The organism is Enterobacter sp. WPR_3_1 (assembly GCF_003635055.1).
In the GTDB taxonomy this organism is placed as follows: Bacteria; Pseudomonadota; Gammaproteobacteria; order Enterobacterales; family Enterobacteriaceae; genus Enterobacter; species Enterobacter ludwigii.
On record NZ_RBXU01000011.1, the window covers coordinates 397,335 to 418,411 of the forward strand.

Consider the following 21,077-nt stretch of genomic DNA (forward strand, 5'->3'; position numbering starts at 1 on the left):
TTGATAAATACAACATTCCCTTGAATAGAAACGCTTTCCTTCGATATTCGCAACTGGAACACGCACGCTATGAGTAAACCCATTGTGATGGAACGCGGTGTTAAATACCGCGATGCCGATAAAATGGCCCTTATCCCGGTTAAAAACGTGGCTACAGAGCGCGAAGCGCTGTTAAGAAAACCGGAATGGATGAAAATCAAACTTCCGGCTGACTCTTCGCGTATCCAGGGGATCAAAGCGGCGATGCGCAAGAACGGCCTTCACTCCGTCTGTGAAGAAGCCTCTTGCCCGAACCTTGCTGAATGTTTCAATCACGGTACCGCGACGTTTATGATTCTGGGTGCCATCTGTACCCGCCGCTGCCCGTTCTGCGATGTGGCTCATGGCCGCCCGGTAGCGCCCGACGCTAACGAACCTCAGAAACTGGCACAGACCATCGCCGATATGGCGCTGCGTTATGTCGTTATTACCTCCGTTGACCGTGACGATCTGCGTGATGGCGGTGCTCAGCACTTCGCTGACTGCATTACCGCTATTCGCGAGAAAAGCCCGAACATCAAAATTGAGACGCTGGTTCCAGACTTCCGCGGCCGTATGGATCGCGCGCTGGACATCCTGACCGCGACGCCACCTGACGTGTTTAACCACAACCTGGAGAACGTGCCGCGTCTCTACCGTCAGGTACGTCCTGGTGCGGACTATAACTGGTCTCTGAAGCTGCTGGAGCGTTTTAAAGAAGCGCATCCCCATATTCCCACCAAGTCAGGCCTGATGGTTGGTCTCGGTGAAACGAATGCTGAGATCATCGAAGTGATGCGCGATCTGCGCCGCCACGGTGTGACCATGCTGACGCTGGGACAGTATCTGCAGCCAAGCCGCCACCACCTGCCCGTGCAGCGCTACGTGAGCCCGGATGAGTTTGATGAGATGAAAGCCGAAGCGCTGGCGATGGGCTTTACCCACGCAGCCTGCGGCCCATTTGTTCGCTCCTCTTACCATGCCGATATGCAGGCAAAAGGCGAAGAAGTGAAATAAGACTGTAATATTCACTTACAGTAATGCAAAAAAACCGGCCTCTTGAGCCGGTTTTTTTTCGCAAGCCCTCAGGCATTGGCGTTACTCTTTGTGAGAAAGCTTCTCTGCCGGGATGTCACCCTCGGCGCTTTTCTTCGCAGCCGCATCATCGTCGTTCATCGCTTTCTTAAAGCCTTTGATGGCGGCACCCAGGTCACCACCCAGCGTGCGTAACTTCTTGGTACCAAACAGCAGGACGACCAGTGCGGCAACCACCAGCAGTTTGGTAATACTAATCTCACCCATAGATACCTTCTTTACATAAACCAGGCTGCATTCAGCGCCAAAAACCTGATTGTATTAACGGTCATTTGACGCGTGCACACAATAGCAATCTGTAACAAGGTGAATCAAGCATTGTTGAAAAAAACATCACAATAATTGCGGTGGCGCAAACCGACGGTTGCGAAGAACCGGTAATTGCTGCCGTGCAAGCGTAATCCTCTCCCGCTGTAACTCTGTCATCAGCAAAGCCGGGGCCTCCGCCGCAGCGGCTATCGTAACCCCCAGCGGATCCACCACCCTGCTCTGCCCAATGTTCTTATTGCCGCACTCCCCCGAGGCCACAACATAACAGGTTGTATCCAGCGCACGCGCTGCAAGGAGCGTTGCCCAGTGATGCTCTTTAAGCGGCCCCTTGACCCACGCGGCAGGCACTACCAGCACGTCAGCCCCCTTTAACGCGAGCGTAAGTGCCAGCTCAGGAAAACGCAGGTCGTAGCAGGTCATCAACCCAATCTTAAAGCCATCGACATCAAGCAGCGGTGGGATGCTGTCTCCCGGATCCACCCGCTGTGACTCCTGAATGCTGAAGGCATCATAAAGATGGAGTTTGGCATAGCGCGCAACGATCGCGCCGTCACGGATGGCCACGAGCGTATTTACCGCTCGTCCTGCCGTCGAGGGGACATGCACCGTAAAGAGGGTGGTCAAACCATTGCCCGCACTTACCGCCAGCAGGTGCTGTAAAAATCCGCCGTCCAGGGGCTGGGCAGACTTCACCGACAGGTCCGGGTCGTTGTCATCTCTTGCCAGCAGCGCCTCCGGCAGCACCAGCAAGGAAGCTTCTTTCAGGCGGGCCTGCCTCATCAGAGAGACACATTTATCTGCATTCTCTTGCCAGTCAGGCGTAACCGCAAACTGTCCTACCGCAACATACATATTTGTCCCCTCAGCAAAAACCGCGTTAAACTCGCCACTCTTACACATCAAATAGCAGGTATTTACAGTGTTACAACTACTTTTAGCCGTTTTTATTGGTGGGGGTACGGGTAGCGTTGCGCGGTGGTTTTTGAGTATGCGTTTTAATCCCCTGCATCAGGCTATTCCAATGGGTACGCTGGCGGCTAACCTGATAGGTGCTTTCATTATTGGCGTGGGGCTGGCCTGGTTTAACCGTATGACGCATATCGATCCCGTGTGGAAGCTATTGATTACCACCGGCTTTTGCGGCGGTTTAACCACCTTCTCAACGTTCTCGGCGGAAGTGGTTTTCCTGTTTCAGGAAGGGCGTGTCGGCTGGGCGCTGATGAACATTGCGATTAATATGCTCGGCTCCTTTGCGATGACGGGGATCGCATTCTGGCTATTTTCTTCCGCCACGACGCACTAACAGACGCTGCGTTAATGTTGGCTTAATTTTTCTCTGTCACTCTGAACGCAATACTGAACGAGGGTGACAGAATGAAACAGAACCTGATGAGCGCAGGTGTGGTGTTGTTGAGCGTGCTGATCGTTGCCAGCTTCCTCAAAATGTATCTGCTTAGCTGATTCCACGCGAAAAAAAACCCGCTCAGTGAGCGGGTTTTGAAATTCTTGCTGACGCGTCTGAATTACAGAGCGATTACGTTAGCAGCAGAAGGGCCTTTGGCACCGTTAGTGATTTCGAACTCTACACGCTGACCTTCAGCCAGAGTTTTGAAACCATTAGACTGGATTGCAGAGAAGTGTACGAACACGTCTTTGCTGCCATCTTCAGGAGTAATGAAACCGAATCCTTTGGACTCATTAAACCACTTAACGTTACCTTTAATCTTAGACATCAAAATTACCTTTACATTAAAAAACGACACAAATGCTGTGTCGGGTACCAGTACATCAATTGTGGGACCTTTTGTCCAGCGGTTCTTTGATAAAAAGTGACTAAAGTCGCGTTAATTTCTGCTGACGGTTTTTTATCTCAACGGAATCAACGGCTGCACACTTTTTCACCAGTACGTGACGTTTTTTCAGTTAAAACTGAAAACGCATCCAGGCGAAGTAAACGTTACCGTTGTTGTATGTCCCCGGAATATAGGTCATCTGGAACGTTGCCGGACCATAGCCGATAGAGGCCAGAGGCAGCAGCACCGGAATCGGAATGTAGTTCCAGTTGTCGCGTGCGGTCACACCGGCGGTGTAGCCCAGCCCCACATGGAAGTTTTCATCGGCTAACGGACGCCAGGTTTTCTCCCAGCCATAACCCCCGATTGGTTCCCACTTGTTAAAGGAATCTTTAAAGGCCATCAGATAGATGCCATGCCAGTTCCCTTTTTCGTCCCAACGCGACTGACCAAAACCAGCCCCCCACGGGCGCTCGTTATATTTGTCAGTCTTTTCTTTGTCATAGGCAAAACGCGCATGCCACGTTATTGCCGGAACATACAGGTCATAATGCTCTGGCGCAGTCCAGGTCTGCGACACATTATCAGTGAAGGTGGAGAACCAGCCTTTATCGGTTGCATTGCTCTCGGCGTGTGCAACAGACGACAATGCTAACTGCCCAAAAATAAACAACAAAATGAGGAAAAATTTATTACGTACAATCACAATGCAATTACCATTCTTAGTATTCGAGGCAAAGTTTACCATAAAATAGTTTAATCAAAGCTTAACAGCATCAGCGTTATTCCTAATTAATCAGCTTCTTCCTGGGAATATTCTGAGAGGAACATACCTTCACGCCATAATAATCACATAAAAAGTAAGCCTTTATTAGGCTTTAATACGCTGGACAACCTCACCAACGCCAGCAATGACGGTCTCCAGGGCCCGTTCCGGAGGGCTGCCGGCAGCCATTAAAAACTCAATTCCCAAAGGGTTTTTGCCTTTTCTTTCTGCGGCGAATTTAAACCCACAAAATATTTAACAACCCATTATCATTTAATTGACATATAGTGATATCTATACCGGTCAATATGCGCATGAGATAAATGCCGGGGCGATGGCAAAAATACCGTTAATATCTTCTTTAGTAGTCTGTTTATTGATTTTAATCAGCAAGGACAGAACATTAATTCGGCACATTTCATCCTTCTTTTTTATTGATTATTTGTGCTCTCGGGCAGCAAGGACACAGGGGAAACCATGCTTACGTTTATCGAGCTCCTTATCGGAGTCGTCGTCATTGTCGGTGTAGCGCGCTACATCATTAAAGGTTACTCGGCCACAGGGGTGTTATTTGTCGGCGGGCTAACCCTGCTCATTATCAGCGCCATCATGGGCCATCAGGTGTTACCGGCCAGCGCAGACAGTACGGGCTACACCGCCACAGACATTGTTGAATACATTAAAATCCTGCTCATGAGCCGCGGTGGCGACCTGGGTATGATGATCATGATGCTGTGCGGTTTTGCGGCGTACATGACCCATATCGGCGCGAATGATATGGTGGTTAAACTGGCGTCCAAACCGCTGCAGTACATTAACTCCCCGTATCTGCTGATGGTCGCGGCCTATTTCCTTGCCTGCCTGATGTCCCTCGCCGTGTCGTCCGCCACCGGTCTGGGCGTACTGTTAATGGCCACCCTGTTCCCGATTATGGTTAACGTCGGTATCAGCCGCGGCGCGGCCGCCGCGATTTGCGCCTCGCCGGCCGCCATTATTCTTTCCCCCACCTCCGGTGATGTCGTGCTCGCAGCCAAAGCCGCTGAAATGTCGCTTATCGACTTTGCGTTCAAAACCACGCTGCCCATTTCTATCGTCGCCATTGTCGGCATGGGCATCGCGCACTTCTTCTGGCAGCGTTATCTCGATAAGAAGGAGAACATCAGCCACGAGATGCTGGACGTGAGTGAAATCACCACCACCGCGCCGGCGTTTTATGCCATTCTGCCGTTCACACCTATTATTGGCGTGCTTATTTTTGACGGTAAATGGGGCCCGCAGCTGCACATCATCACCATTCTGGTGATCTGCATGCTGCTGGCCGCCCTGCTGGAGTTTGTGCGTGGGTTTAACACGCAGAAAGTCTTCTCGGGTCTGGAAGTGGCCTATCGCGGTATGGCGGATGCGTTTGCAGGGGTCGTTATGCTGCTGGTTGCAGCAGGCGTCTTCGCCCAGGGTCTGAGCACCATCGGCTTTATTCAGAGCCTGATTTCCATCGCCACCTCGTTCGGCTCGGCCAGTATTATCCTGATGCTGGTTCTGGTGGTGCTGACCATGCTGGCCGCCATGACCACCGGTTCAGGTAACGCGCCGTTCTACGCCTTCGTTGAGATGATCCCGAAACTGGCTCACTCCTCAGGCATTAACCCGGCCTATCTCTCCATCCCCATGCTGCAGGCGTCAAACCTCGGTCGCACCATTTCGCCGGTATCGGGAGTAGTCGTAGCCGTTGCCGGGATGGCAAAAATCTCGCCTTTCGAAGTGATCAAACGCACCTCCGTCCCCGTGATTGTGGGGCTGATTATCGTGATTATTGCCACGCAGGTGCTGGTACCCGGCGCAGCTTAAGCTAAATTCCTGATATCCAGAAAGCGCCTGCGGGCGCTTTTTGTGCTTTAATAATTTCCAGAAATTATTCATGCTCATTCGATCAGGAAATCACATGTTCAGGAAGGATATCGTTATTCCGTCTGGCGCAATCGCGCTGGCACTCTGTGTATTCTCCGCACAGGCCGACCCACTCAAGGCAACGCAGTATGGCGATTTCGATCGCTACGTTCTGGCTCTTTCCTGGCAAACCGGGTTCTGCCAGAGCATGGCCGACCGTAACCGCAACGAGCCCGAAGAGTGCCGTTTACAAAAAGAGAGTGATAACAAAACCGATTTTCTGACCGTGCACGGATTATGGCCGGGGCTGCCAAAATCTGTTGCCGCACGGGGTGTGGATGAACGTCGCTGGATGCGTTTTGGCTGCGCGACCCGTCCAATCCCGAACATGCCGGAGGTGAAGGCCAGCCGCAAATGCGCTGCCGCCGAAACCGGACTGTCGCTTTCAGGTGCTGCGAAGCTGAACAGCGTTATGCCAGGTGCTGGCGGTAACTCCTGCCTGGAACGCTACGAATATGCCAAACACGGCGTATGCTTTGGTTTTGATCCTGACGCGTATTTCGGCACAATGGTGCGCATGAATCAGGAGATAAAAAACAGCGCGGTCGGCAAGTTCCTCGCCGATAACTATGGAAAAACCGTAAGCCGCAGCGATTTTGACAGCGCCGTGGCCAAGGGCTGGGGCAAGGAGAATGTCAAAGCGTTCAAACTTACCTGTAATGGCAACCCGTCCTACCTGACCGAAATGCAGATCTCACTGAAGGCAGACACCATTAATAACCCGCTTTCTGCAACCTCATTTGCTCCGCAGCCACACCCGGGTAACTGCGGAAAACAATTCGTCATTGATAAAGCCGGTCACTGATTGACGATCGGTCGGGTCATGTCAAACCGGTGCTCGTCACTGATGCCATAGTAAGCCGTCGGCCCACCCGCACGCAGGATGGGCTGCGCTTTCGCCGTCTGATAAATCCCCTCTTCCAGCAACGTTTCGGCGATGTGAATACCCACCACTTCGCCGAGCACCAGCCAGGTATCAACCGGTGTGCCGTCGGCCCCGGTAAGCTGAATACACTGCGACAGGCGACACTCAAAGTTAACCGGGCTTTCTGCCACCCGCGGGGCGTTCACCAGCTGGCTGGCCGCTGGCGTTAATCCCGCAAAGGTAAATTCATTTTCATCGTGGGGAAGCATCGCCGAGGTCGCATTCATCGCTTCAGCCAGATCGCGCGTCGCCAGGTTCCAGACAAACTCGCCGGTTTCGGTAATATTACGCACGCTGTCTTTCCAGCCGTTGCTGGAAAAACCGATGATGGGCGGACGATAGTTAAAGCAGTTAAAGAAGCTATACGGCGCGAGATTCAGCTGACCGGCGTTGTCGCACGAGGAGATCCAGCCAATCGGGCGTGGGCCAATAATCGCGTTCAGTGGGTCATGCGGCAGGCCGTGTCCCAGAGAAGGTTGATAGAAATACATAGTGCTCTCTTAATGGTGGGGCAGACACGAATTGCGTTTCGCTCAGTACCCTGGATCAGGACACTCAGCGTAACGCAATCCGCCAGGAATTAAGACTGAATAAATTTCAGCAAATCGTCATTGATCTGGTGCTTATGCGTGGTGCATATGCCGTGAGAACCCCCGGCATAGACCTTCAGTTCAGCGTTCGGCAGGATCTCTGCAGCCACCCGACCACAGGTCTCGATCGGGACTATCTGGTCGTCGTCGCCGTGGATCACCAGCGTCGGGATAGTCATCTTTTTCAGATCTTCACGCAGATCGGTTTCAGAGAACGCTTTTACGCAGTCATACAGCGCCTTGATCGACCCCTGAAGCCCCTGCTCAACGAAGCTCTCCCGCACCGCTTTGGACTCTTTCGCCCCCGGGCGGTTATAGCCATAAAACGCCTCGGTCAGCGCATAGAAGAAAGCTGCGCGATCGTTAATCACGCCTTCCCGAATACCATCAAACACCTCTTTCGGCACACCGTTCGGGTTGAAATCGGTTTTGATCATAATCGGTGTCACGGCACCAATAAGTACCGCTTTCGCCACGCGATCCGTACCATGGCGACCAATATAGCGCGCCACTTCGCCACCGCCGGTTGAATGCCCCACGTGAACAGCGTCTTTCAGATTCAGACGCGCCGTCAGCTCAGCCAGGTCGTCGGCGTACTGATCCATATTGTGCCCATCCCACGGCTGCGCTGAGCGGCCATGTCCGCGGCGGTCATGTGCAATTACGCGAAATCCTTTTGATCCCAGGTATAACATTTGGTCTTCAAAGGCATCCGCCGTCAGCGGCCAGCCGTGGCTAAACACCACGGGTTGCCCGCTTCCCCAGTCTTTAAAATATAAATAACTGCCGTCTTTCAACGTAATTTTGTCGTAATCGCTCATGAGATCTCCTGAGAAGAAACACTGAATGCGGATAGTCGCCCGCAGGGGGCGCTTAAAAAGAATAATGCAAATTGGCAAGGGAGCACGTTTTTCACCGAAAATTCATATGACCCATGAATGTGACCTGTATCACTTCAAAGTTGTGCGCTCAGCCAGTATCATCAGAAGAGTTAAACCCTCGCTGCCAGACGGCGAGGGTTTTCTTTTGGATTGGTTTCTGCGTTACACGCAGCATTAACGACATGGAGTAAAAAATGTCCAGACCCACCATTATCATCAATGAGCTTGACGCAGAACGTATTGACAGACTGCTGGAAAAAGCAGAATTCGCTTCGCTTCCGGTGGCTGACGCCCTGAATGAAGAGCTTGACCGGGCGCAGATGTGCACGCCTGAATCCATGCCGCACGACGTGGTCACCATGAACAGCCGGGTTAAATTCCGTAACCTGGCCACCGGTGAAGAGCTGACCCGAACGCTGGTCTACCCGGCGCAGATGACCGACAGCAGTGCACAGCTTTCGGTCCTTGCTCCTGTGGGTGCCGCGCTTCTTGGTCTGCGTACGGGAGACACTATCAACTGGGCGTTGCCGGGCGGTGCTGCGGCGCATCTGGAAGTGCTGGAGCTGCTCTACCAGCCAGAAGCCGCGGGCGACTACCTGCGTTAACCCCATCTGAACAAACGCTCCCGCGTTGCACAGAGGATGCACCCGCATCCTCTTTCCGCAAATTCACCCGATTATCCTATATCGCCCGAAAACCCCTTAACCCACGCTTAATCTGTTTGGGTGCCGCGGGGACGGTCATGAGTGAGATAGTGGTTATCACACTTATTTTTCTCATTATTCTGGCGATCATCGTCATGGCGGTGCTTTATCTTGAGCGTCATCGGTAAGCGATAATCTCACACCACCCCACCAGGGAAAGCATTGACCAGGCCTTTCACCTGCTGTGCCGCCGCGTCAGGCGTTTCCGCCCCCGGCACCAGAATGACCTTGCGGCACTCCTCCTCCCGTTTTTCGAAAATCTTGTAGGCGCGTTCCGCATCCGCCAGCGGCAGATAGTGGGTCACAATCTCCTCCGGCGTAAGCAGCCCTTTTTCGATAAGCGGCAGCAACTCGCCCAGCCAGGCGTGGACGTGTGTCTGCCCCATCCTGAAACTCAGCCCTTTATCGAAGGCATCGCCAAACAGGAAGCCGTGAATAAACCCGGCGTAAACGCCAGGGACGCTGACAACGCCGCCGCGCCGGACAGCCGCGATACACTGACGCAGCGCTTTGCCGCTGCTGCCTTCAATTTTAAGGTTGCTGAGGATTGTTTCCGTGGTGCTGCCTTTGGCTTCGAACCCGACGGCATCAATCACCGCATCGACACCACGCTGGCCGGCAGTTTGCTCAATGATTTTTTCGGCGGCATCGCTATCATCATCAAAGTTGACAGGGATTGCGCCGTAGCGCGCCTGAGCGAATCGCAGGCGATACGGGTGGTGGTCAATGACGAAGATCTGTTCCGCCCCGAGCAACCGCGCGCAGGCAATGGTCAGCAACCCCACCGGCCCGGCGCCGAACACGGCCACGCTCGATCCTTTCTCGATCTGCGCATTTTTTGCCGCCTGCCAGGCGGTGGGTAAAATATCTGACAGGAACAGCGCTTTGTCATCGGACAACAGCGGCGGCACCTTGAACGGCCCAACGTTCCCCTTCGGTACGCGAACATATTCCGCCTGGCCTCCCGGCACGCCGCCGTAAAGATGGCTATAGCCAAACAGCGCGGCTGGCGCGGGAATTTGCTTTTTGTTCAGCGCGGCGCCCTGCCCGGCGTTGGTCGTCTCGCAGGCCGCGTATTGCTGCAGACGGCAGAAGAAACAGTCACCGCAGGCAATCACAAACGGGATAACCACGCGATCGCCCTTCTGTAAATTCTTCACCTCCCTGCCGCACTCAACGATTTCCCCCATAAATTCATGACCAAAAATATCGCCGTGTTGCACCTTCGGGATTTTGCCGCGATAGAGATGCAGATCGGACCCGCAAATCGCCGTAGCCGTGACCCGCAGAATAATATCGTCTGGCTGTTCAATGATGGGATCGGGGACATTCTCGACGCGAACATGATGTGGGCCGTGATACGTGAGTGCTTTCATGCAACCTCCGAAAGGATCCAGGACAGTGTATAAAGGGTAGCTACCCCAGAAGACTTGCCCGTGATGACGGATCTTTTGAGATTTTTCCTGGCGAGATCAAAAAGTGGCGCCGCGCTTACAGAAACCATTCATATTTTGTGGTTGAATGAATTCAGCGTTTATAAACAAGGAGAAACGGGTATGTATCAGACAATCATTATGCCGGTTGATGTTTTCGAGATGGAGCTGAGCGACAAGGCCGTACGCCACGCGGAGTTCCTGGCGCAGCAGGACGGGATCATCCATCTTTTACACGTGTTACCGGGTTCCGCCAGCCTGAGTCTGCACCGCTTTGCCGCCGATGTACGTCGCTTCGAAGAGCATCTTCAGCACGAAGCTGAAAATCGTCTACAAACCATGGTCGGGCATTTCAGCATCGACCCTTCACGGATCAAAACTCACGTCAGGTTCGGCAGCGTGCGGGATGCCGTTAATGAACTGGCCAATGAACTGAAAGCAGACGTCGTGGTGATCGGTTCCCGTAATCCTTCCATTACCACCCACCTGCTGGGCTCTAACGCGTCGAGCGTGATCCGCCACACCCACATTCCGGTGATGGTCGTCAGGTAAAAAAAAGAGGCCACCTTTCGGTGGCCTCTTGCTGTTGCAGGTGTAGTCTTGCTTTCTTTTTATGCCGTTTTGGTGCGAATCAGATAATCGAACGAGCTCAGAGACGCTTTCGCCCCTTCACCGGTGGCAATGATGATCTGTTTGTACGGAACCGTGGTGCAGTCCCCTGCCGCGAACACCCCTTTCACGCTGGTTTCGCATTTCGCATCGATAATAATTTCGCCCATGCGGTTGCGCTCAATCGCGCCGTCCAGCCAGGTGGTGTTTGGCAACAGACCAATCTGTACGAAGATCCCCGCCAGTGCCACGCTATGCACGTCACCGCTCACGCGGTCGCGGTATTCCAGACCGGTCACTTTGCTGCCGTCACCTTTCACTTCCGTGGTCTGCGCATTCAGCACGATATCGACGTTTTTCAGGCTACGCACTTTGTCCTGCAGCACCTGGTCCGCTTTCATTTCTGGGGCGAACTCCAGCAGGGTGACGTGTTCAACGATACCCGCCAGGTCAATCGCCGCTTCCACACCGGAGTTACCGCCGCCGATCACCGCCACGCGTTTACCTTTAAACAGCGGGCCGTCGCAGTGCGGGCAGTAGGTGACGCCTTTGGTGCGATACTGATCTTCACCCGGGACGTTCATGTTGCGCCATTTGGCGCCGGTGGCAATGATAATGCTGCGCGCTTTCAGCACCGCGCCGGAGGCGGTTTCAATCTGGTGTAACCCCCCTTCAACCGCGGCCGGAACCAGCTTGCTGGCGCTCTGGCTGTCGATCACATCCACTTCATAATCGCTGACGTGCGCCTTCAGTGCGCCAGCCAGTTTCTGGCCTTCGGTCTTCGGCACAGAGATGTAGTTTTCGATATCCACGGTGTCGAGCACCTGGCCACCGAAGCGTTCGCCCATCAGGCCGGTACGAATGCCTTTACGGGCGGAGTAAACCGCCGCCGCCGCGCCCGCCGGGCCGGAGCCGACAATCAGAACATCATACGCGTCACGTTTGTTCAGCGCTTCTGCCGCACGTTTTTCGGCACCCGTGTCCACTTTGGCAACGATTTCGGTCAGCGTCATACGGCCCTGGCCAAACTCCTGACCGTTCATAAAGACCGCCGGAACGCCCATGACGTTACGGTCGGTGATTTCGTTCTGGAACGTACCGCCGTCAATCGCCGTATGCTTAATGCGCGGGTTCAGCACCGACATCAGGTTCAGCGCCTGCACCACGTCCGGGCAGTTATGGCAGGAGAGTGAGTAATAGGTTTCAAACTCAAAATCGCCGTCAATGTCGCGGATCTGCTCGAGCAGCGCCTGCGCCTCTTTTGACGGATGACCTCCGGTCCACAGCAGTGCCAGCACCAGCGAGGTAAATTCGTGGCCCAGTGGAGAACCGGCAAAACGCGGCCCCTGGTCAGAACCCGGATTGGTGATCAGGAAGGAAGGCTTGCGCACCGCCAGACCGTTATCTTCTTTGAAGGTCACGTTCGGTGACAGTTCGGCGATCTCTGCCAGCAGTTCCTTGATCTCTGCCGATTTAGCGCTGTCGTCCAGCGTGGCAATCAGCTCAACAGGTTTGGTCAGTTTCTCAAGGTAGGCCTTGAGCTGGGTTTTCATATTGGTGTCGAGCATTGTTCTTCCCTCTCTAAAAACGTCATCATGCAAGCTGCCTTATTCGGGCGGCCTGAATGCAACTTGCATCATGGTGCTGGAATAAAATGGGCGCGGGCGCGCCCATTACGACTGTCATTTCCGGAGCCTGTCGCGTCAGAGCAGGCGATGCTCTGCGCGAAAGACGGCGGGAAACTTAGATTTTGCCAACCAGGTCTAAAGACGGTGCCAGAGTCGCTTCGCCTTCTTTCCATTTCGCCGGGCAAACTTCACCTGGGTGAGAAGCAACGTACTGCGCCGCTTTCACTTTACGCAGGAGGTCAGAAGCATCACGGCCGATACCTTCAGCGGTAACTTCGATTGCCTGGATAATGCCCTGCGGGTCAACAACGAAGGTAGCACGGTCAGCCAGGCCTTCATCTTCACGCATGTTGTCGAAGTTACGGGTCAGGGCGCCAGTCGGGTCGCCGATCATCGCGTATTTGATTTTCGCGATGGTTTCAGAGCTGCTGTGCCATGCTTTGTGGGTGAAGTGGGTGTCGGTAGAAACAGAGTAAACGTCTACGCCCAGCTTCTGCAGTTCGTCGTAATGGTCTGCAACGTCACCCAGTTCGGTCGGGCAAACGAAGGTGAAGTCAGCCGGATAGAAGAAGAAGACGCTCCAGCGGCCTTCGGTATCTTTCTCGGTCACTTCGATGAATTCACCGTTTTTGAACGCCTGGTTTTTGAAAGGTTTAATTTTGGTATTAATCAAAGACATCTGTACTTCCTCCGTGTTTTCGTTGAGATGTAAGGTAACCAACTTTCGCCGGGTGGGCTAATGCGTTTGCTTTATCAAATCAATCAGCCATACCTAACAACCCGAACAAGACAACGTGATGAACTGAATTAACGAAAAGCCAAAAGTAAAAAGGCCGCCCTGGTGGGCGGCCCTGATACCTGAACTTTCCACAGGAACTTTCAGTGCCAGCAATTGCTGGCGTTGCGTTGCGCTCTACATACCTCATATCAAGGCCGTAACAGCGCCTTGATTACAACACCCGCACAGCGCGAGGGCAATGCACATGAGCGCCAATCGTATCTATGACTGTGATAGGTTTCATCGAACACGGTTTATCGCGCAGGAGTGAAGACGCGCCGGCGAGGATTAATAAAAATGAATGATAATTATTTGTCTATATATAATTGAGACTATTTTAATGCAAACAGCCTCGCAGTTTTAGAGATAAAAATATCTTAATATTCATTGAAGCTCTATTTTATAAATCTGCCATCGTGATATATTAAGTCAACATACAACTCTAATTAAGTAAGTTAATTGCATGGATGGTAAATGATTAACTTCCTTCTATAGTTATCAGTGATGTGTTAACGCAACGCAGTCCACTCAGGATGAAACATGGCTAATCTCTACGATCTGAAAAAATTTGATCTTAATCTGCTGGTAATTTTCGAGTGTATTTATCAGCACTTAAGCATCAGCAAGGCAGCAGAAACGCTCTATATTACGCCCTCGGCGGTCAGCCAGTCGCTGCAAAGGTTGCGTAATCAGCTCAACGATCCCCTGTTCATTCGTTCCGGGAAAGGGATTACGCCCACCACGGTAGGCGTGAACCTGCACCATCATCTTGAGCAAAACCTCAACCAGCTTGAGCAGACGATTAACATCATGCATGGCTCAACGCTAAAAAAGAATTTTGTGGTGTACAGCCCGCAAATCCTGACCACCGAAAACCTGCTGGGTCCGCTTAAATTATTGATGCGTGAGCACAATTACGAGATTGAACTGCATGATATGCTGCTCTCCGCTGACTCCGCAGAGGATCTGCTGGCATACCGTAAGGCAGACTTAATTTTCTCAATGGCCCCGGTTAGTAACCGTTCAATGATTTGTGTGCCATATGCATCTTATTCCGTCCTGCTGGTCTGCAGCCAGGATCATCCGCGGATGAAAGAGGTGGCCACCATGGAAGAGCTTCAGGAAGAGAAGTTTACGATATTCCTCAGTGATGAGCCGGGCGTTAAAACCTACCAATCGATGGCAGAAAAAGTGCATGCGGAAAAGACAATCGGTTTTCGCTGTGACTCTGTATTTACTATTATTTCTATGATAAGCGCCTCTCATTTAATTGGTTACGTACCGGAAATCTTATTTGATAAATACAGTGAAGTGCTAAGACTCAAAAAAATCACTGCACCGTTCACCCTTCCCTCGCTTGACATTTTTATGATTTATAACCGTTCGGCATTGAATAGTACGGCATTCGCGAAATTTATTAACGAAGTAACAGAAAAATAACAGTGACGGGCTGTGTCGCTCACAGCCCGTTCTCTTTGTTAATACATAATCCTGACTTATATTTTATAACGCGCTTTCGCGTTATTTTGACTGATATTCCTCTCACTTATTATGGGCAGACCGCCGTTATTCTAACGCGAGAGGGATGACACGCTCAGAGTGTATTCAGCCGCTCCGCCGCCGCGAGAAGCGTCGATTCCTGTTTCGCAAAACAGAGCCGGATCAGCTTATGCGGGAACGGGTCGGCGCAAAATACGGACAGCGGAATGGCAGCAACGCCCACCTCTGTTGTCAGCCACTGGCAAAAACTCACGTCATCCCGATCCGAAATCGCGCTGTAGTCCGCCAGCAGAAAGTAGGTCCCTTCGCAGGGTAAAATCTCCAGACGGCTCTGGCTTAGCGCATTCACAAACAGATCCCGACGCTGACGGTAGAATGCCGGCAGGTCGCGGTAGTGCTCCGGTTCGGCGCGCAGCATATCAGCCAGGGCCAGCTGGGCCGGCGTGTTTACGGCAAACGTCAGGTACTGATGCACTTTACGCAGCTCAGCGCTGATGGCCGCGGGAGCCACGCAGTACCCCACCTTCCAGCCGGTCATGTGATAGGTTTTACCAAATGACGATACCGCCACGGCACGCTCGCGAAGCTGCGGATGGGCCAGCACGCTGGCATGCCCTTCCTGCGCAAAACAGATGTGCTCATACACTTCATCGCTCAGCACGTAAATTTCACGCCCGGCAATCGCCTGCCAAAGTTTTGCGAAATCGGCTTTCTGCCATGCGGTCGCCGACGGGTTGTGCGGAGTATTGATAATAACCAGACGGGTTTTGTCGCTCAGCAAGGCAGCAAACGCCTGCCAGTCCGGACGGAAATGCGGTGGCTGTAGCGCGATACGTTTCACCACGCCGCCGGAGAGTTCAACCGCCGGCGCGTAGCTGTCATAACTCGGGTCAAAGCAGATCACCTCATCACCCGTGCGCACCAGCGCGGTAATTGCGGCATACAACGCTTCGGTCGCCCCTGCCGTCACCGTGATGTCGCTGGTAGCGTCTGGCTTATAGCCATACAGCTCAGCCGTTTTGTCTGCTATGGCGTCCCGCAGTGCCTGCACGCCCGTCATCGGTGCATACTGGTTCGCCCCCTGCGCAACGTGGTACGCCAGACGTTCCTGCAAATAACGCGGGCCATCAAAATCAGGGAACCCTTGCGAGAGATTAATGGCGTTGTGCTGCTGGGCCAGTGCGCTCATTTGCGTAAAGATGGTGGTACCAAGACTTGGAAGTTTACTCTGAGGAATCAATGCGTTATTGCTCATTGTGTTGTGCCTGCATGTAATACTTATGTTGCTGACACTATAACACGATGTTAGTCTTTGGCAATCAAGACGCTTAGACGTCTAAACAATATGAATATTCCTGACCGAGAGGGAAAAAGGAAGATGACCGACAACCTGCAACTCACACACCTGGTCGACGCCTGCCGCTGGATCGGCGCCAAAGGCTGGGCTCCTGCGACCGGCGGCAACATGTCCGTGCGTCAGGATGCACATCTGTGCTGGCTCAGTGAATCCGGTAAAGATAAAGGCAGCCTGACCACCGACGATTTTCTGCAGGTGGAGATTGCGACCAACCGTGCACCCTCTGGCCGCACGCCGTCGGCTGAAACCGGGCTTCACACGCTCATCTATCGTCTGTTTCCCGAAGCCAACGCGGTTCTGCACGTCCATACCGTCAATGCCACGGTCTTGTCGCGGCTGGTCAAAGAGCCTGAGCTGAAGATCACCGGCTTTGAGATGCAAAAATCCCTCTCCGGGCAGAGCACGCATCTGGATACGGTCGCCATCCCGGTGTTTGATAACGACCAGGATATCGACGCACTCGCCGTGCGCATTGCCGAATACGCTCAGGCGCACCCGTTTAATTATGGTTTTCTTCTGCGCGGTCATGGCTTAACCTGCTGGGGACGCGATGTGGCCGAGGCCCGCCGTCATCTGGAAGGACTGGAATTCTTATTTGAATGCGAAATGCGTTTACGACACTGGGAGAGAGTATGATTCGCGCGATTGTGACGGATATTGAAGGGACCACCAGCGATATCCGTTTTGTCCATGATGTTTTGTTCCCCTACGCGCGTGAGCGTCTGGCGGCCTTTGTGTCCGCGCAGCAGTACGCCGAGCCGGTCAAATCGATTCTGGACAACCTGCGTGATGAAATTAACCACCCGCACGCCAGCGTAAGCGACCTTATCGACACACTTTTTACGTTTATGGATGAAGACCGCAAGTCAACCGCGTTAAAGGCGCTGCAGGGGATCATCTGGCACGACGGCTACGTTAACGGCGATTTTACCGGCCACCTCTATCCGGACGTACTGCCTGCGCTGGAAAAATGGAAAGCGCAGGGTATTGATCTCTATGTTTATTCCTCAGGCTCCGTCGCGGCGCAGAAACTGTTATTTGGCTACAGCGACGAAGGTGATATTACTCATCTGTTCAGCGGCTATTTTGATACCCACATCGGTGCCAAGCGCGACGTCCAGTCTTACCAGAACATTGCGGCACAAACGGGTATCCCTCCGTCGCAGATCCTGTTCCTGTCGGATATACATCAGGAGCTGGACGCCGCTGAGCAGGCAGGTTTTCGCACCCTGCAGCTGATTCGCGGCGATGATGACGGTGCAAGCCATCACCATCAGGTACACCAGTTCGACGAGATTAACCCGGAGCAGATCCCTGCATGAGCGCATTGACCATTTATTCCGATAAAGACCCCAGTCAACCTCGCTGGCACAGCACCGACGCTGCCGACATCGCCCAACAGCTCAACGCCAGAGGGGTTCGTTTTGAACGCTGGGCCGCAGACCGCGACTTAGGCCGCGATCCTGCCCCCGATGCGGTTATCGCGGCTTATCAGCATGCGATCGACACGCTAGTGGCAGAGAAAGGTTATCAGAGCTGGGATGTCATCAGCCTGCGTGCCGACAACCCGCAAAAAGAGGCGCTGCGCGCAAAGTTCCTGAACGAGCATACTCACGGGGAAGATGAAGTGCGTTTCTTTGTTGAGGGTGCGGGGCTGTTTTGCCTGCACATTGGCGACGAGGTGTGTCAGGTATTGTGTGAGAAAAACGACCTGATTTCCGTGCCTGCCGGAACGCCGCACTGGTTTGATATGGGCTCAGAGCCGAACTTTACCGCCATTCGTATTTTTGATAACCCCGAGGGGTGGATTGCGCAGTTCACCGGCGATGCGATTGCGGATGCGTATCCGCGTCTGGCATGATTTTTCCCCTCTCCCTCCAGGGAGAGGGGGCGAAAAAACGTCAGTGTTTCAATCCCTTCGTATATGCCACCAGCTGGTCCAGCACAATGCCCCACCCTTCGTGGAAGCCCATCTGTTCATGCTGCTCGCGGATTTCCGCCGTTGGGTGGCGAGCAATGGCGGTATAACGCGTTTTGCCCTCCCCCACATCATCCAGCAGTAGAATGGCCGTCATAAACGGCTTTTCGGCGGGCTTCCAGCCTTCCGTATAACCGTCGGTAAAGACCAGCTTCCTGCCGGGCTCGATTTCGAGAAACACACCCCGGTTATCCATCCGTTGCCCGTCTACCTCAAAAACCGTGTTAAACCGCCCGCCAACGCGCAGGTCAAGGTCACACTCGGTCACTTTGTGCGGAACCGGAATGAAGAAGTTTTTGATGTGCTCGGGTGTCGTCCAGCAGAGCCACAGCAGATCGCGCGGGGCATCCACCACGCGTTCCAGTTTTAAGTCTGTATCAGGATCAAGCGTCACGTGACTGTCCTCCTAAAGGGAACCCCTTAAAGGATAGTCGTCCTCAGGCGAATTTCCCTTTTGCCACCTCTTCCGGCGTGACGATGCCCGTATCCAGCACCCAACCGCTTATCAATGCCGCTGGCGTGACGTCAAAGGCCGGGTTGTAGACCTGCGCGTTTTCAGGAGCCCACTGCACCGCGCCAAAGCTCCCGGCCACGCCCGTCACTTCGCTGGCCGCACGTTGTTCAATGGGGATTGCCTCACCGTTCGGGCACGCCGGGTCAAGCGTGGTATGCGGGGCGGCGACATAGAACGGAATACCGTGGAACGTTGCCAGAACCGCCAGAGAATAGGTGCCAATTTTATTCGCCACGTCGCCGTTGGCCGCAATACGGTCTGCGCCCACCCACACTGCGTCAACCAGCCCTTTTGCCATCAGGCTGGCGGCCATGGAATCGGCGATCAGCTGGTACGGCACGCCCAGTTCGCCGAGTTCCCATGCGGTCAGTCTTCCACCCTGCAACAGGGGGCGGGTTTCATCCACCCAGACAGTGCTGACGCGTCCTTCCTGATGCGCGCGGGCAATCACGCCGAGCGCGGTGCCAACCCCTGCCGTCGCCAGCCCGCCGGTATTGCAGTGGGTCAACAGACGGCTGCCGGGTTTCACCAGCGTACTGCCGGCATTCGCGATGGCCTCGCACAGCTGCTTGTCTTCATCAATCAGACGCAGCGCTTCCGCCACCAGCGCAGGCACAAAATCCTCCTGCCAGAGAGCCAGCTTCATGCGGTCGAGGTTGTTCATCAGGTTCACCGCCGTCGGGCGGGATGCCCGCAGGGTCTCCAGGGCCACAGCCAGTTCATCACGGCTTTTGCCGTTTTCCGCCAGAAGGGCCAGCAGCAGGCTTGCAGAGAGACCAATCAGCGGTGCCCCGCGTACGCGCAGGGCGTGAATATGGCCGACCAGCGCCTCTACCGTCGAGGCGTCAAGCCAGCGTTTCTCCTGAGGAAGCGCCTGCTGATCGAGAATAACTAACTGATTCTCCGCCACTCGCAGGCTGGTCGTCTGTAATGTCTGCATGTCGTTAATTCCCTGTTGCGTTGTTGTAGCACATTGTGTCAGGATGAAATCCAGATGTATAGACGTCTAAATGTCTTTATTAGCAAAACCAGTGAGGAACAGGCAATGTCGCAATACCGTACCTTTACCGCCCAGGATGCCGTGGAGTATGCAAAGCAGTTCGGCGGCCTTGATGACCCCTCATCGCTGGTGGAGGCGCAGGAAGTGGGCGACGGTAACCTCAATCTGGTGTTCAAAATTTTCGATACCGAGGGCGTGAGCCGCATCGTTGTTAAGCAGGCGCTGCCGTATGTGCGCTGCGTCGGCGAATCCTGGCCACTGACCCTGGATCGCGCCCGCCTGGAGGCGCAAACGCTGGTCGAACACTACCAGCACAGCCCGCAGCACACGGTGAAAATCCACCACTTCGACCCCGAACTGGCGGTGATGGTGATGGAAGATCTCTCCAGCCATGCCATCTGGCGCGGGGAGCTGATCAAAAACACCTACTACCCGCAGGCGGCGCGTCAGCTGGGTGAATACCTCGCGCACACGCTGTTCCATACCAGCGACTTTTACCTGCACCCGCATGACAAGAAAGCGCAGGTCGCGAAATTCCTTAATCCGGAGATGTGCGAGATCACCGAAGATCTGTTCTTCAACGATCCGTACCAGGTCCACGAACGTAACAACTACCCTGCTGAACTGGAAAAAGACGTTGCCGCCCTGCGCGATGACGCTCAGTTAAAAATTGCCGTGGCCTCGCTGAAGCACCGCTTCTTCTCACACGCTGAAGCCCTGCTGCATGGCGATATTCACAGCGGCTCGATTTTCGTGGCAGACGGCAGTCTGAAAGCCATCGACGCAGAGTTCGGCTATTTCGGCCCCATCGGTTTTGACGTCGGCACCGCCATCGGCAACCTGCTGCTCAATTTCTGCGGCCTGCCGGGGCATCTGGGTATTCGCGATGCTGCCGCGGCCCGTGAACAGCGTCTGACCGACATTCAGACGCTGTGGAACACCTTCGCGGAGCGCTTCCAGATCCTGGCCAGTGAGAAAACGCGCGATGCGGCACTTGCTGCCCCGGGCTACGCCTCTGAATTCCTGAAAAAGGTATGGAAAGACGCGATCGGATTCTGCGGCACGGAGCTGATTCGCCGCAGTGTCGGTCTGTCGCACGTGGCGGATATCGAGACCATTCAGGATGAAGCAATGCGCCACGAATGCCTGCGCCACGCGATTACGCTTGGCAAGGCGCTGATTGTGATTGCCGACCGTATCGACACCGCCGAAGATCTGGTGGCGCGGGTGCGTCAGTACAGTTAAACGCCTCGGCCCTCTCCCGATGAAGAGGGCCGTCAGAAAGACACCAGCG

24 protein-coding genes are annotated in these 21,077 nt (G+C 53.9%); 12 read left to right on the forward strand and 12 right to left on the reverse strand.

Annotated features, from left to right (window positions below; all coding sequences use genetic code 11):
* Positions 1-69: 69 nt before the first annotated feature.
* Positions 70-1,035 carry a lipoyl synthase gene (gene lipA, locus BJ887_RS15985; RefSeq protein ID WP_025204675.1) on the forward strand — a complete coding sequence of 322 codons (966 nt, stop codon included), beginning with the start codon at positions 70-72 and terminating at the stop codon, positions 1,033-1,035.
* A gap of 81 nt (positions 1,036-1,116) precedes the next feature.
* On the opposite strand, the gene tatE is transcribed toward lipA, so the two are convergent.
* Entirely contained in the window at positions 1,117-1,320 is a 204-nt protein-coding gene (tatE, locus tag BJ887_RS15990) for a twin-arginine translocase subunit TatE (RefSeq protein ID WP_014169112.1), read from the reverse strand.
* Positions 1,321-1,446: 126 nt separating this feature from the next.
* Positions 1,447-2,235 carry a deaminated glutathione amidase gene (locus tag BJ887_RS15995; RefSeq protein WP_121340099.1) on the reverse strand — a complete coding sequence of 263 codons (789 nt, stop codon included), beginning with the start codon at positions 2,233-2,235 and terminating at the stop codon, positions 1,447-1,449.
* A gap of 67 nt (positions 2,236-2,302) precedes the next feature.
* Here BJ887_RS15995 and crcB point away from each other — a divergent pair, with 67 nt between their 5' ends.
* Complete coding sequence (crcB, locus tag BJ887_RS16000) at positions 2,303-2,686, forward strand: fluoride efflux transporter CrcB (RefSeq protein ID WP_014169110.1); 384 nt, start codon at positions 2,303-2,305, stop codon at positions 2,684-2,686.
* 220 nt (positions 2,687-2,906) lie between these two features.
* On the opposite strand, the gene cspE is transcribed toward crcB, so the two are convergent.
* Positions 2,907-3,116, reverse strand: a complete 210-nt coding sequence (gene cspE / locus BJ887_RS16005; protein WP_002439184.1) for a transcription antiterminator/RNA stability regulator CspE — start codon at positions 3,114-3,116, stop codon at positions 2,907-2,909.
* Between the two features lie 190 nt (positions 3,117-3,306).
* On the reverse strand, positions 3,307-3,924 hold the full coding sequence (pagP, locus tag BJ887_RS16010; RefSeq protein ID WP_014169108.1) for a lipid IV(A) palmitoyltransferase PagP: 618 nt from the start codon (positions 3,922-3,924) through the stop codon (positions 3,307-3,309).
* Positions 3,925-4,419: 495 nt separating this feature from the next.
* On the opposite strand from pagP, the gene dcuC reads away from it, so the two are divergent.
* Together dcuC and rna are read left to right on the forward strand one after the other, a co-directional pair.
* Entirely contained in the window at positions 4,420-5,787 is a 1,368-nt protein-coding gene (gene dcuC / locus BJ887_RS16015; RefSeq protein WP_020885003.1) for an anaerobic C4-dicarboxylate transporter DcuC, read from the forward strand.
* Positions 5,788-5,881: 94 nt separating this feature from the next.
* The gene (rna, locus tag BJ887_RS16020) at positions 5,882-6,691 is read left to right on the forward strand and encodes a ribonuclease I (protein WP_020885004.1); all 810 of its coding nucleotides are present in this window, start codon (positions 5,882-5,884) and stop codon (positions 6,689-6,691) included.
* On the opposite strand, the gene BJ887_RS16025 is transcribed toward rna, so the two are convergent.
* A complete protein-coding gene (locus BJ887_RS16025) occupies positions 6,685-7,302 on the reverse strand; it encodes a flavin reductase family protein (protein ID WP_025204679.1) in 618 nt (205 codons plus the stop codon). The genes rna and BJ887_RS16025 overlap by 7 nt on opposite strands.
* Positions 7,303-7,391: 89 nt before the next feature.
* The gene (locus tag BJ887_RS16030) at positions 7,392-8,222 is read right to left on the reverse strand and encodes an alpha/beta fold hydrolase (protein WP_020885006.1); all 831 of its coding nucleotides are present in this window, start codon (positions 8,220-8,222) and stop codon (positions 7,392-7,394) included.
* 254 nt (positions 8,223-8,476) lie between these two features.
* Between BJ887_RS16030 and rnk the strand changes: the two genes are divergently transcribed.
* Both rnk and yldA read left to right on the forward strand, forming a co-directional pair.
* The gene (rnk, locus tag BJ887_RS16035) at positions 8,477-8,887 is read left to right on the forward strand and encodes a nucleoside diphosphate kinase regulator (RefSeq protein WP_014169101.1); all 411 of its coding nucleotides are present in this window, start codon (positions 8,477-8,479) and stop codon (positions 8,885-8,887) included.
* A gap of 137 nt (positions 8,888-9,024) precedes the next feature.
* Positions 9,025-9,114, forward strand: a complete 90-nt coding sequence (gene yldA / locus BJ887_RS23350) for a small membrane protein YldA (protein WP_271661446.1) — start codon at positions 9,025-9,027, stop codon at positions 9,112-9,114.
* 9 nt (positions 9,115-9,123) lie between these two features.
* Here yldA and BJ887_RS16040 read toward each other — a convergent pair whose 3' ends face one another.
* Positions 9,124-10,362, reverse strand: a complete 1,239-nt coding sequence (locus BJ887_RS16040; RefSeq protein ID WP_047357099.1) for a zinc-dependent alcohol dehydrogenase — start codon at positions 10,360-10,362, stop codon at positions 9,124-9,126.
* 180 nt (positions 10,363-10,542) lie between these two features.
* On the opposite strand from BJ887_RS16040, the gene uspG reads away from it, so the two are divergent.
* Complete coding sequence (uspG, locus tag BJ887_RS16045) at positions 10,543-10,971, forward strand: universal stress protein UspG (protein WP_020885008.1); 429 nt, start codon at positions 10,543-10,545, stop codon at positions 10,969-10,971.
* A gap of 59 nt (positions 10,972-11,030) precedes the next feature.
* Here the strand turns inward: uspG and ahpF are convergent, their stop codons facing one another.
* Entirely contained in the window at positions 11,031-12,596 is a 1,566-nt protein-coding gene (ahpF, locus tag BJ887_RS16050; RefSeq protein ID WP_032681429.1) for an alkyl hydroperoxide reductase subunit F, read from the reverse strand.
* 175 nt (positions 12,597-12,771) lie between these two features.
* Positions 12,772-13,335 carry an alkyl hydroperoxide reductase subunit C gene (gene ahpC / locus BJ887_RS16055; protein ID WP_008501015.1) on the reverse strand — a complete coding sequence of 188 codons (564 nt, stop codon included), beginning with the start codon at positions 13,333-13,335 and terminating at the stop codon, positions 12,772-12,774.
* Positions 13,336-13,974: 639 nt separating this feature from the next.
* Here ahpC and BJ887_RS16060 point away from each other — a divergent pair.
* Positions 13,975-14,874 carry a LysR family transcriptional regulator gene (locus BJ887_RS16060; protein WP_032677673.1) on the forward strand — a complete coding sequence of 300 codons (900 nt, stop codon included), beginning with the start codon at positions 13,975-13,977 and terminating at the stop codon, positions 14,872-14,874.
* A 154-nt stretch (positions 14,875-15,028) separates the two neighbouring features.
* Here the strand turns inward: BJ887_RS16060 and BJ887_RS16065 are convergent, their stop codons facing one another.
* The gene (locus BJ887_RS16065; RefSeq protein WP_121340100.1) at positions 15,029-16,189 is read right to left on the reverse strand and encodes a pyridoxal phosphate-dependent aminotransferase; all 1,161 of its coding nucleotides are present in this window, start codon (positions 16,187-16,189) and stop codon (positions 15,029-15,031) included.
* A gap of 123 nt (positions 16,190-16,312) precedes the next feature.
* Between BJ887_RS16065 and BJ887_RS16070 the strand changes: the two genes are divergently transcribed.
* From BJ887_RS16070 to BJ887_RS16080, 3 genes are read left to right on the forward strand one after another with little or no spacing between them, the layout of a single operon-like run.
* Positions 16,313-16,927 carry a methylthioribulose 1-phosphate dehydratase gene (locus BJ887_RS16070; RefSeq protein WP_020885012.1) on the forward strand — a complete coding sequence of 205 codons (615 nt, stop codon included), beginning with the start codon at positions 16,313-16,315 and terminating at the stop codon, positions 16,925-16,927.
* Positions 16,924-17,613, forward strand: a complete 690-nt coding sequence (gene mtnC, locus BJ887_RS16075) for an acireductone synthase (RefSeq protein ID WP_121340101.1) — start codon at positions 16,924-16,926, stop codon at positions 17,611-17,613. Before BJ887_RS16070 ends, mtnC begins: the two co-directional genes overlap by 4 nt.
* Positions 17,610-18,152: an acireductone dioxygenase gene (locus tag BJ887_RS16080; protein WP_014169089.1), complete on the forward strand. Its 543-nt coding sequence runs from the start codon at positions 17,610-17,612 to the stop codon at positions 18,150-18,152. Before mtnC ends, BJ887_RS16080 begins: the two co-directional genes overlap by 4 nt.
* Positions 18,153-18,192: 40 nt before the next feature.
* On the opposite strand, the gene BJ887_RS16085 is transcribed toward BJ887_RS16080, so the two are convergent.
* Together BJ887_RS16085 and mtnA are read right to left on the reverse strand one after the other, a co-directional pair.
* Positions 18,193-18,663 (reverse strand): SRPBCC family protein, encoded by a 471-nt coding sequence (locus BJ887_RS16085; RefSeq protein WP_121340102.1) that lies wholly within the window; start codon positions 18,661-18,663, stop codon positions 18,193-18,195.
* 43 nt (positions 18,664-18,706) lie between these two features.
* Positions 18,707-19,723, reverse strand: a complete 1,017-nt coding sequence (gene mtnA, locus BJ887_RS16090; RefSeq protein ID WP_121340103.1) for an S-methyl-5-thioribose-1-phosphate isomerase — start codon at positions 19,721-19,723, stop codon at positions 18,707-18,709.
* Positions 19,724-19,828: 105 nt separating this feature from the next.
* Between mtnA and mtnK the strand changes: the two genes are divergently transcribed.
* On the forward strand, positions 19,829-21,028 hold the full coding sequence (gene mtnK, locus BJ887_RS16095; RefSeq protein WP_121340104.1) for an S-methyl-5-thioribose kinase: 1,200 nt from the start codon (positions 19,829-19,831) through the stop codon (positions 21,026-21,028).
* Positions 21,029-21,077 lie beyond the last annotated feature (49 nt).

Coding starts and splice junctions, on each gene's coding strand:
- lipA (WP_025204675.1), top strand. CDS start 70: ATGAGTAAACCCATTGTGATGGAACGCGGTGTTAAATACCGCGATGCC.
- tatE (WP_014169112.1), bottom strand. CDS start 1,320: ATGGGTGAGATTAGTATTACCAAACTGCTGGTGGTTGCCGCACTGGTC.
- BJ887_RS15995 (WP_121340099.1), bottom strand. CDS start 2,235: ATGTATGTTGCGGTAGGACAGTTTGCGGTTACGCCTGACTGGCAAGAG.
- cspE (WP_002439184.1), bottom strand. CDS start 3,116: ATGTCTAAGATTAAAGGTAACGTTAAGTGGTTTAATGAGTCCAAAGGA.
- pagP (WP_014169108.1), bottom strand. CDS start 3,924: ATGGTAAACTTTGCCTCGAATACTAAGAATGGTAATTGCATTGTGATT.
- dcuC (WP_020885003.1), top strand. CDS start 4,420: ATGCTTACGTTTATCGAGCTCCTTATCGGAGTCGTCGTCATTGTCGGT.
- rna (WP_020885004.1), top strand. CDS start 5,882: ATGTTCAGGAAGGATATCGTTATTCCGTCTGGCGCAATCGCGCTGGCA.
- BJ887_RS16025 (WP_025204679.1), bottom strand. CDS start 7,302: ATGTATTTCTATCAACCTTCTCTGGGACACGGCCTGCCGCATGACCCA.
- BJ887_RS16030 (WP_020885006.1), bottom strand. CDS start 8,222: ATGAGCGATTACGACAAAATTACGTTGAAAGACGGCAGTTATTTATAT.
- rnk (WP_014169101.1), top strand. CDS start 8,477: ATGTCCAGACCCACCATTATCATCAATGAGCTTGACGCAGAACGTATT.
- yldA (WP_271661446.1), top strand. CDS start 9,025: ATGAGTGAGATAGTGGTTATCACACTTATTTTTCTCATTATTCTGGCG.
- BJ887_RS16040 (WP_047357099.1), bottom strand. CDS start 10,362: ATGAAAGCACTCACGTATCACGGCCCACATCATGTTCGCGTCGAGAAT.
- uspG (WP_020885008.1), top strand. CDS start 10,543: ATGTATCAGACAATCATTATGCCGGTTGATGTTTTCGAGATGGAGCTG.
- ahpF (WP_032681429.1), bottom strand. CDS start 12,596: ATGCTCGACACCAATATGAAAACCCAGCTCAAGGCCTACCTTGAGAAA.
- ahpC (WP_008501015.1), bottom strand. CDS start 13,335: ATGTCTTTGATTAATACCAAAATTAAACCTTTCAAAAACCAGGCGTTC.
- BJ887_RS16060 (WP_032677673.1), top strand. CDS start 13,975: ATGGCTAATCTCTACGATCTGAAAAAATTTGATCTTAATCTGCTGGTA.
- BJ887_RS16065 (WP_121340100.1), bottom strand. CDS start 16,189: ATGAGCAATAACGCATTGATTCCTCAGAGTAAACTTCCAAGTCTTGGT.
- BJ887_RS16070 (WP_020885012.1), top strand. CDS start 16,313: ATGACCGACAACCTGCAACTCACACACCTGGTCGACGCCTGCCGCTGG.
- mtnC (WP_121340101.1), top strand. CDS start 16,924: ATGATTCGCGCGATTGTGACGGATATTGAAGGGACCACCAGCGATATC.
- BJ887_RS16080 (WP_014169089.1), top strand. CDS start 17,610: ATGAGCGCATTGACCATTTATTCCGATAAAGACCCCAGTCAACCTCGC.
- mtnA (WP_121340103.1), bottom strand. CDS start 19,723: ATGCAGACATTACAGACGACCAGCCTGCGAGTGGCGGAGAATCAGTTA.
- mtnK (WP_121340104.1), top strand. CDS start 19,829: ATGTCGCAATACCGTACCTTTACCGCCCAGGATGCCGTGGAGTATGCA.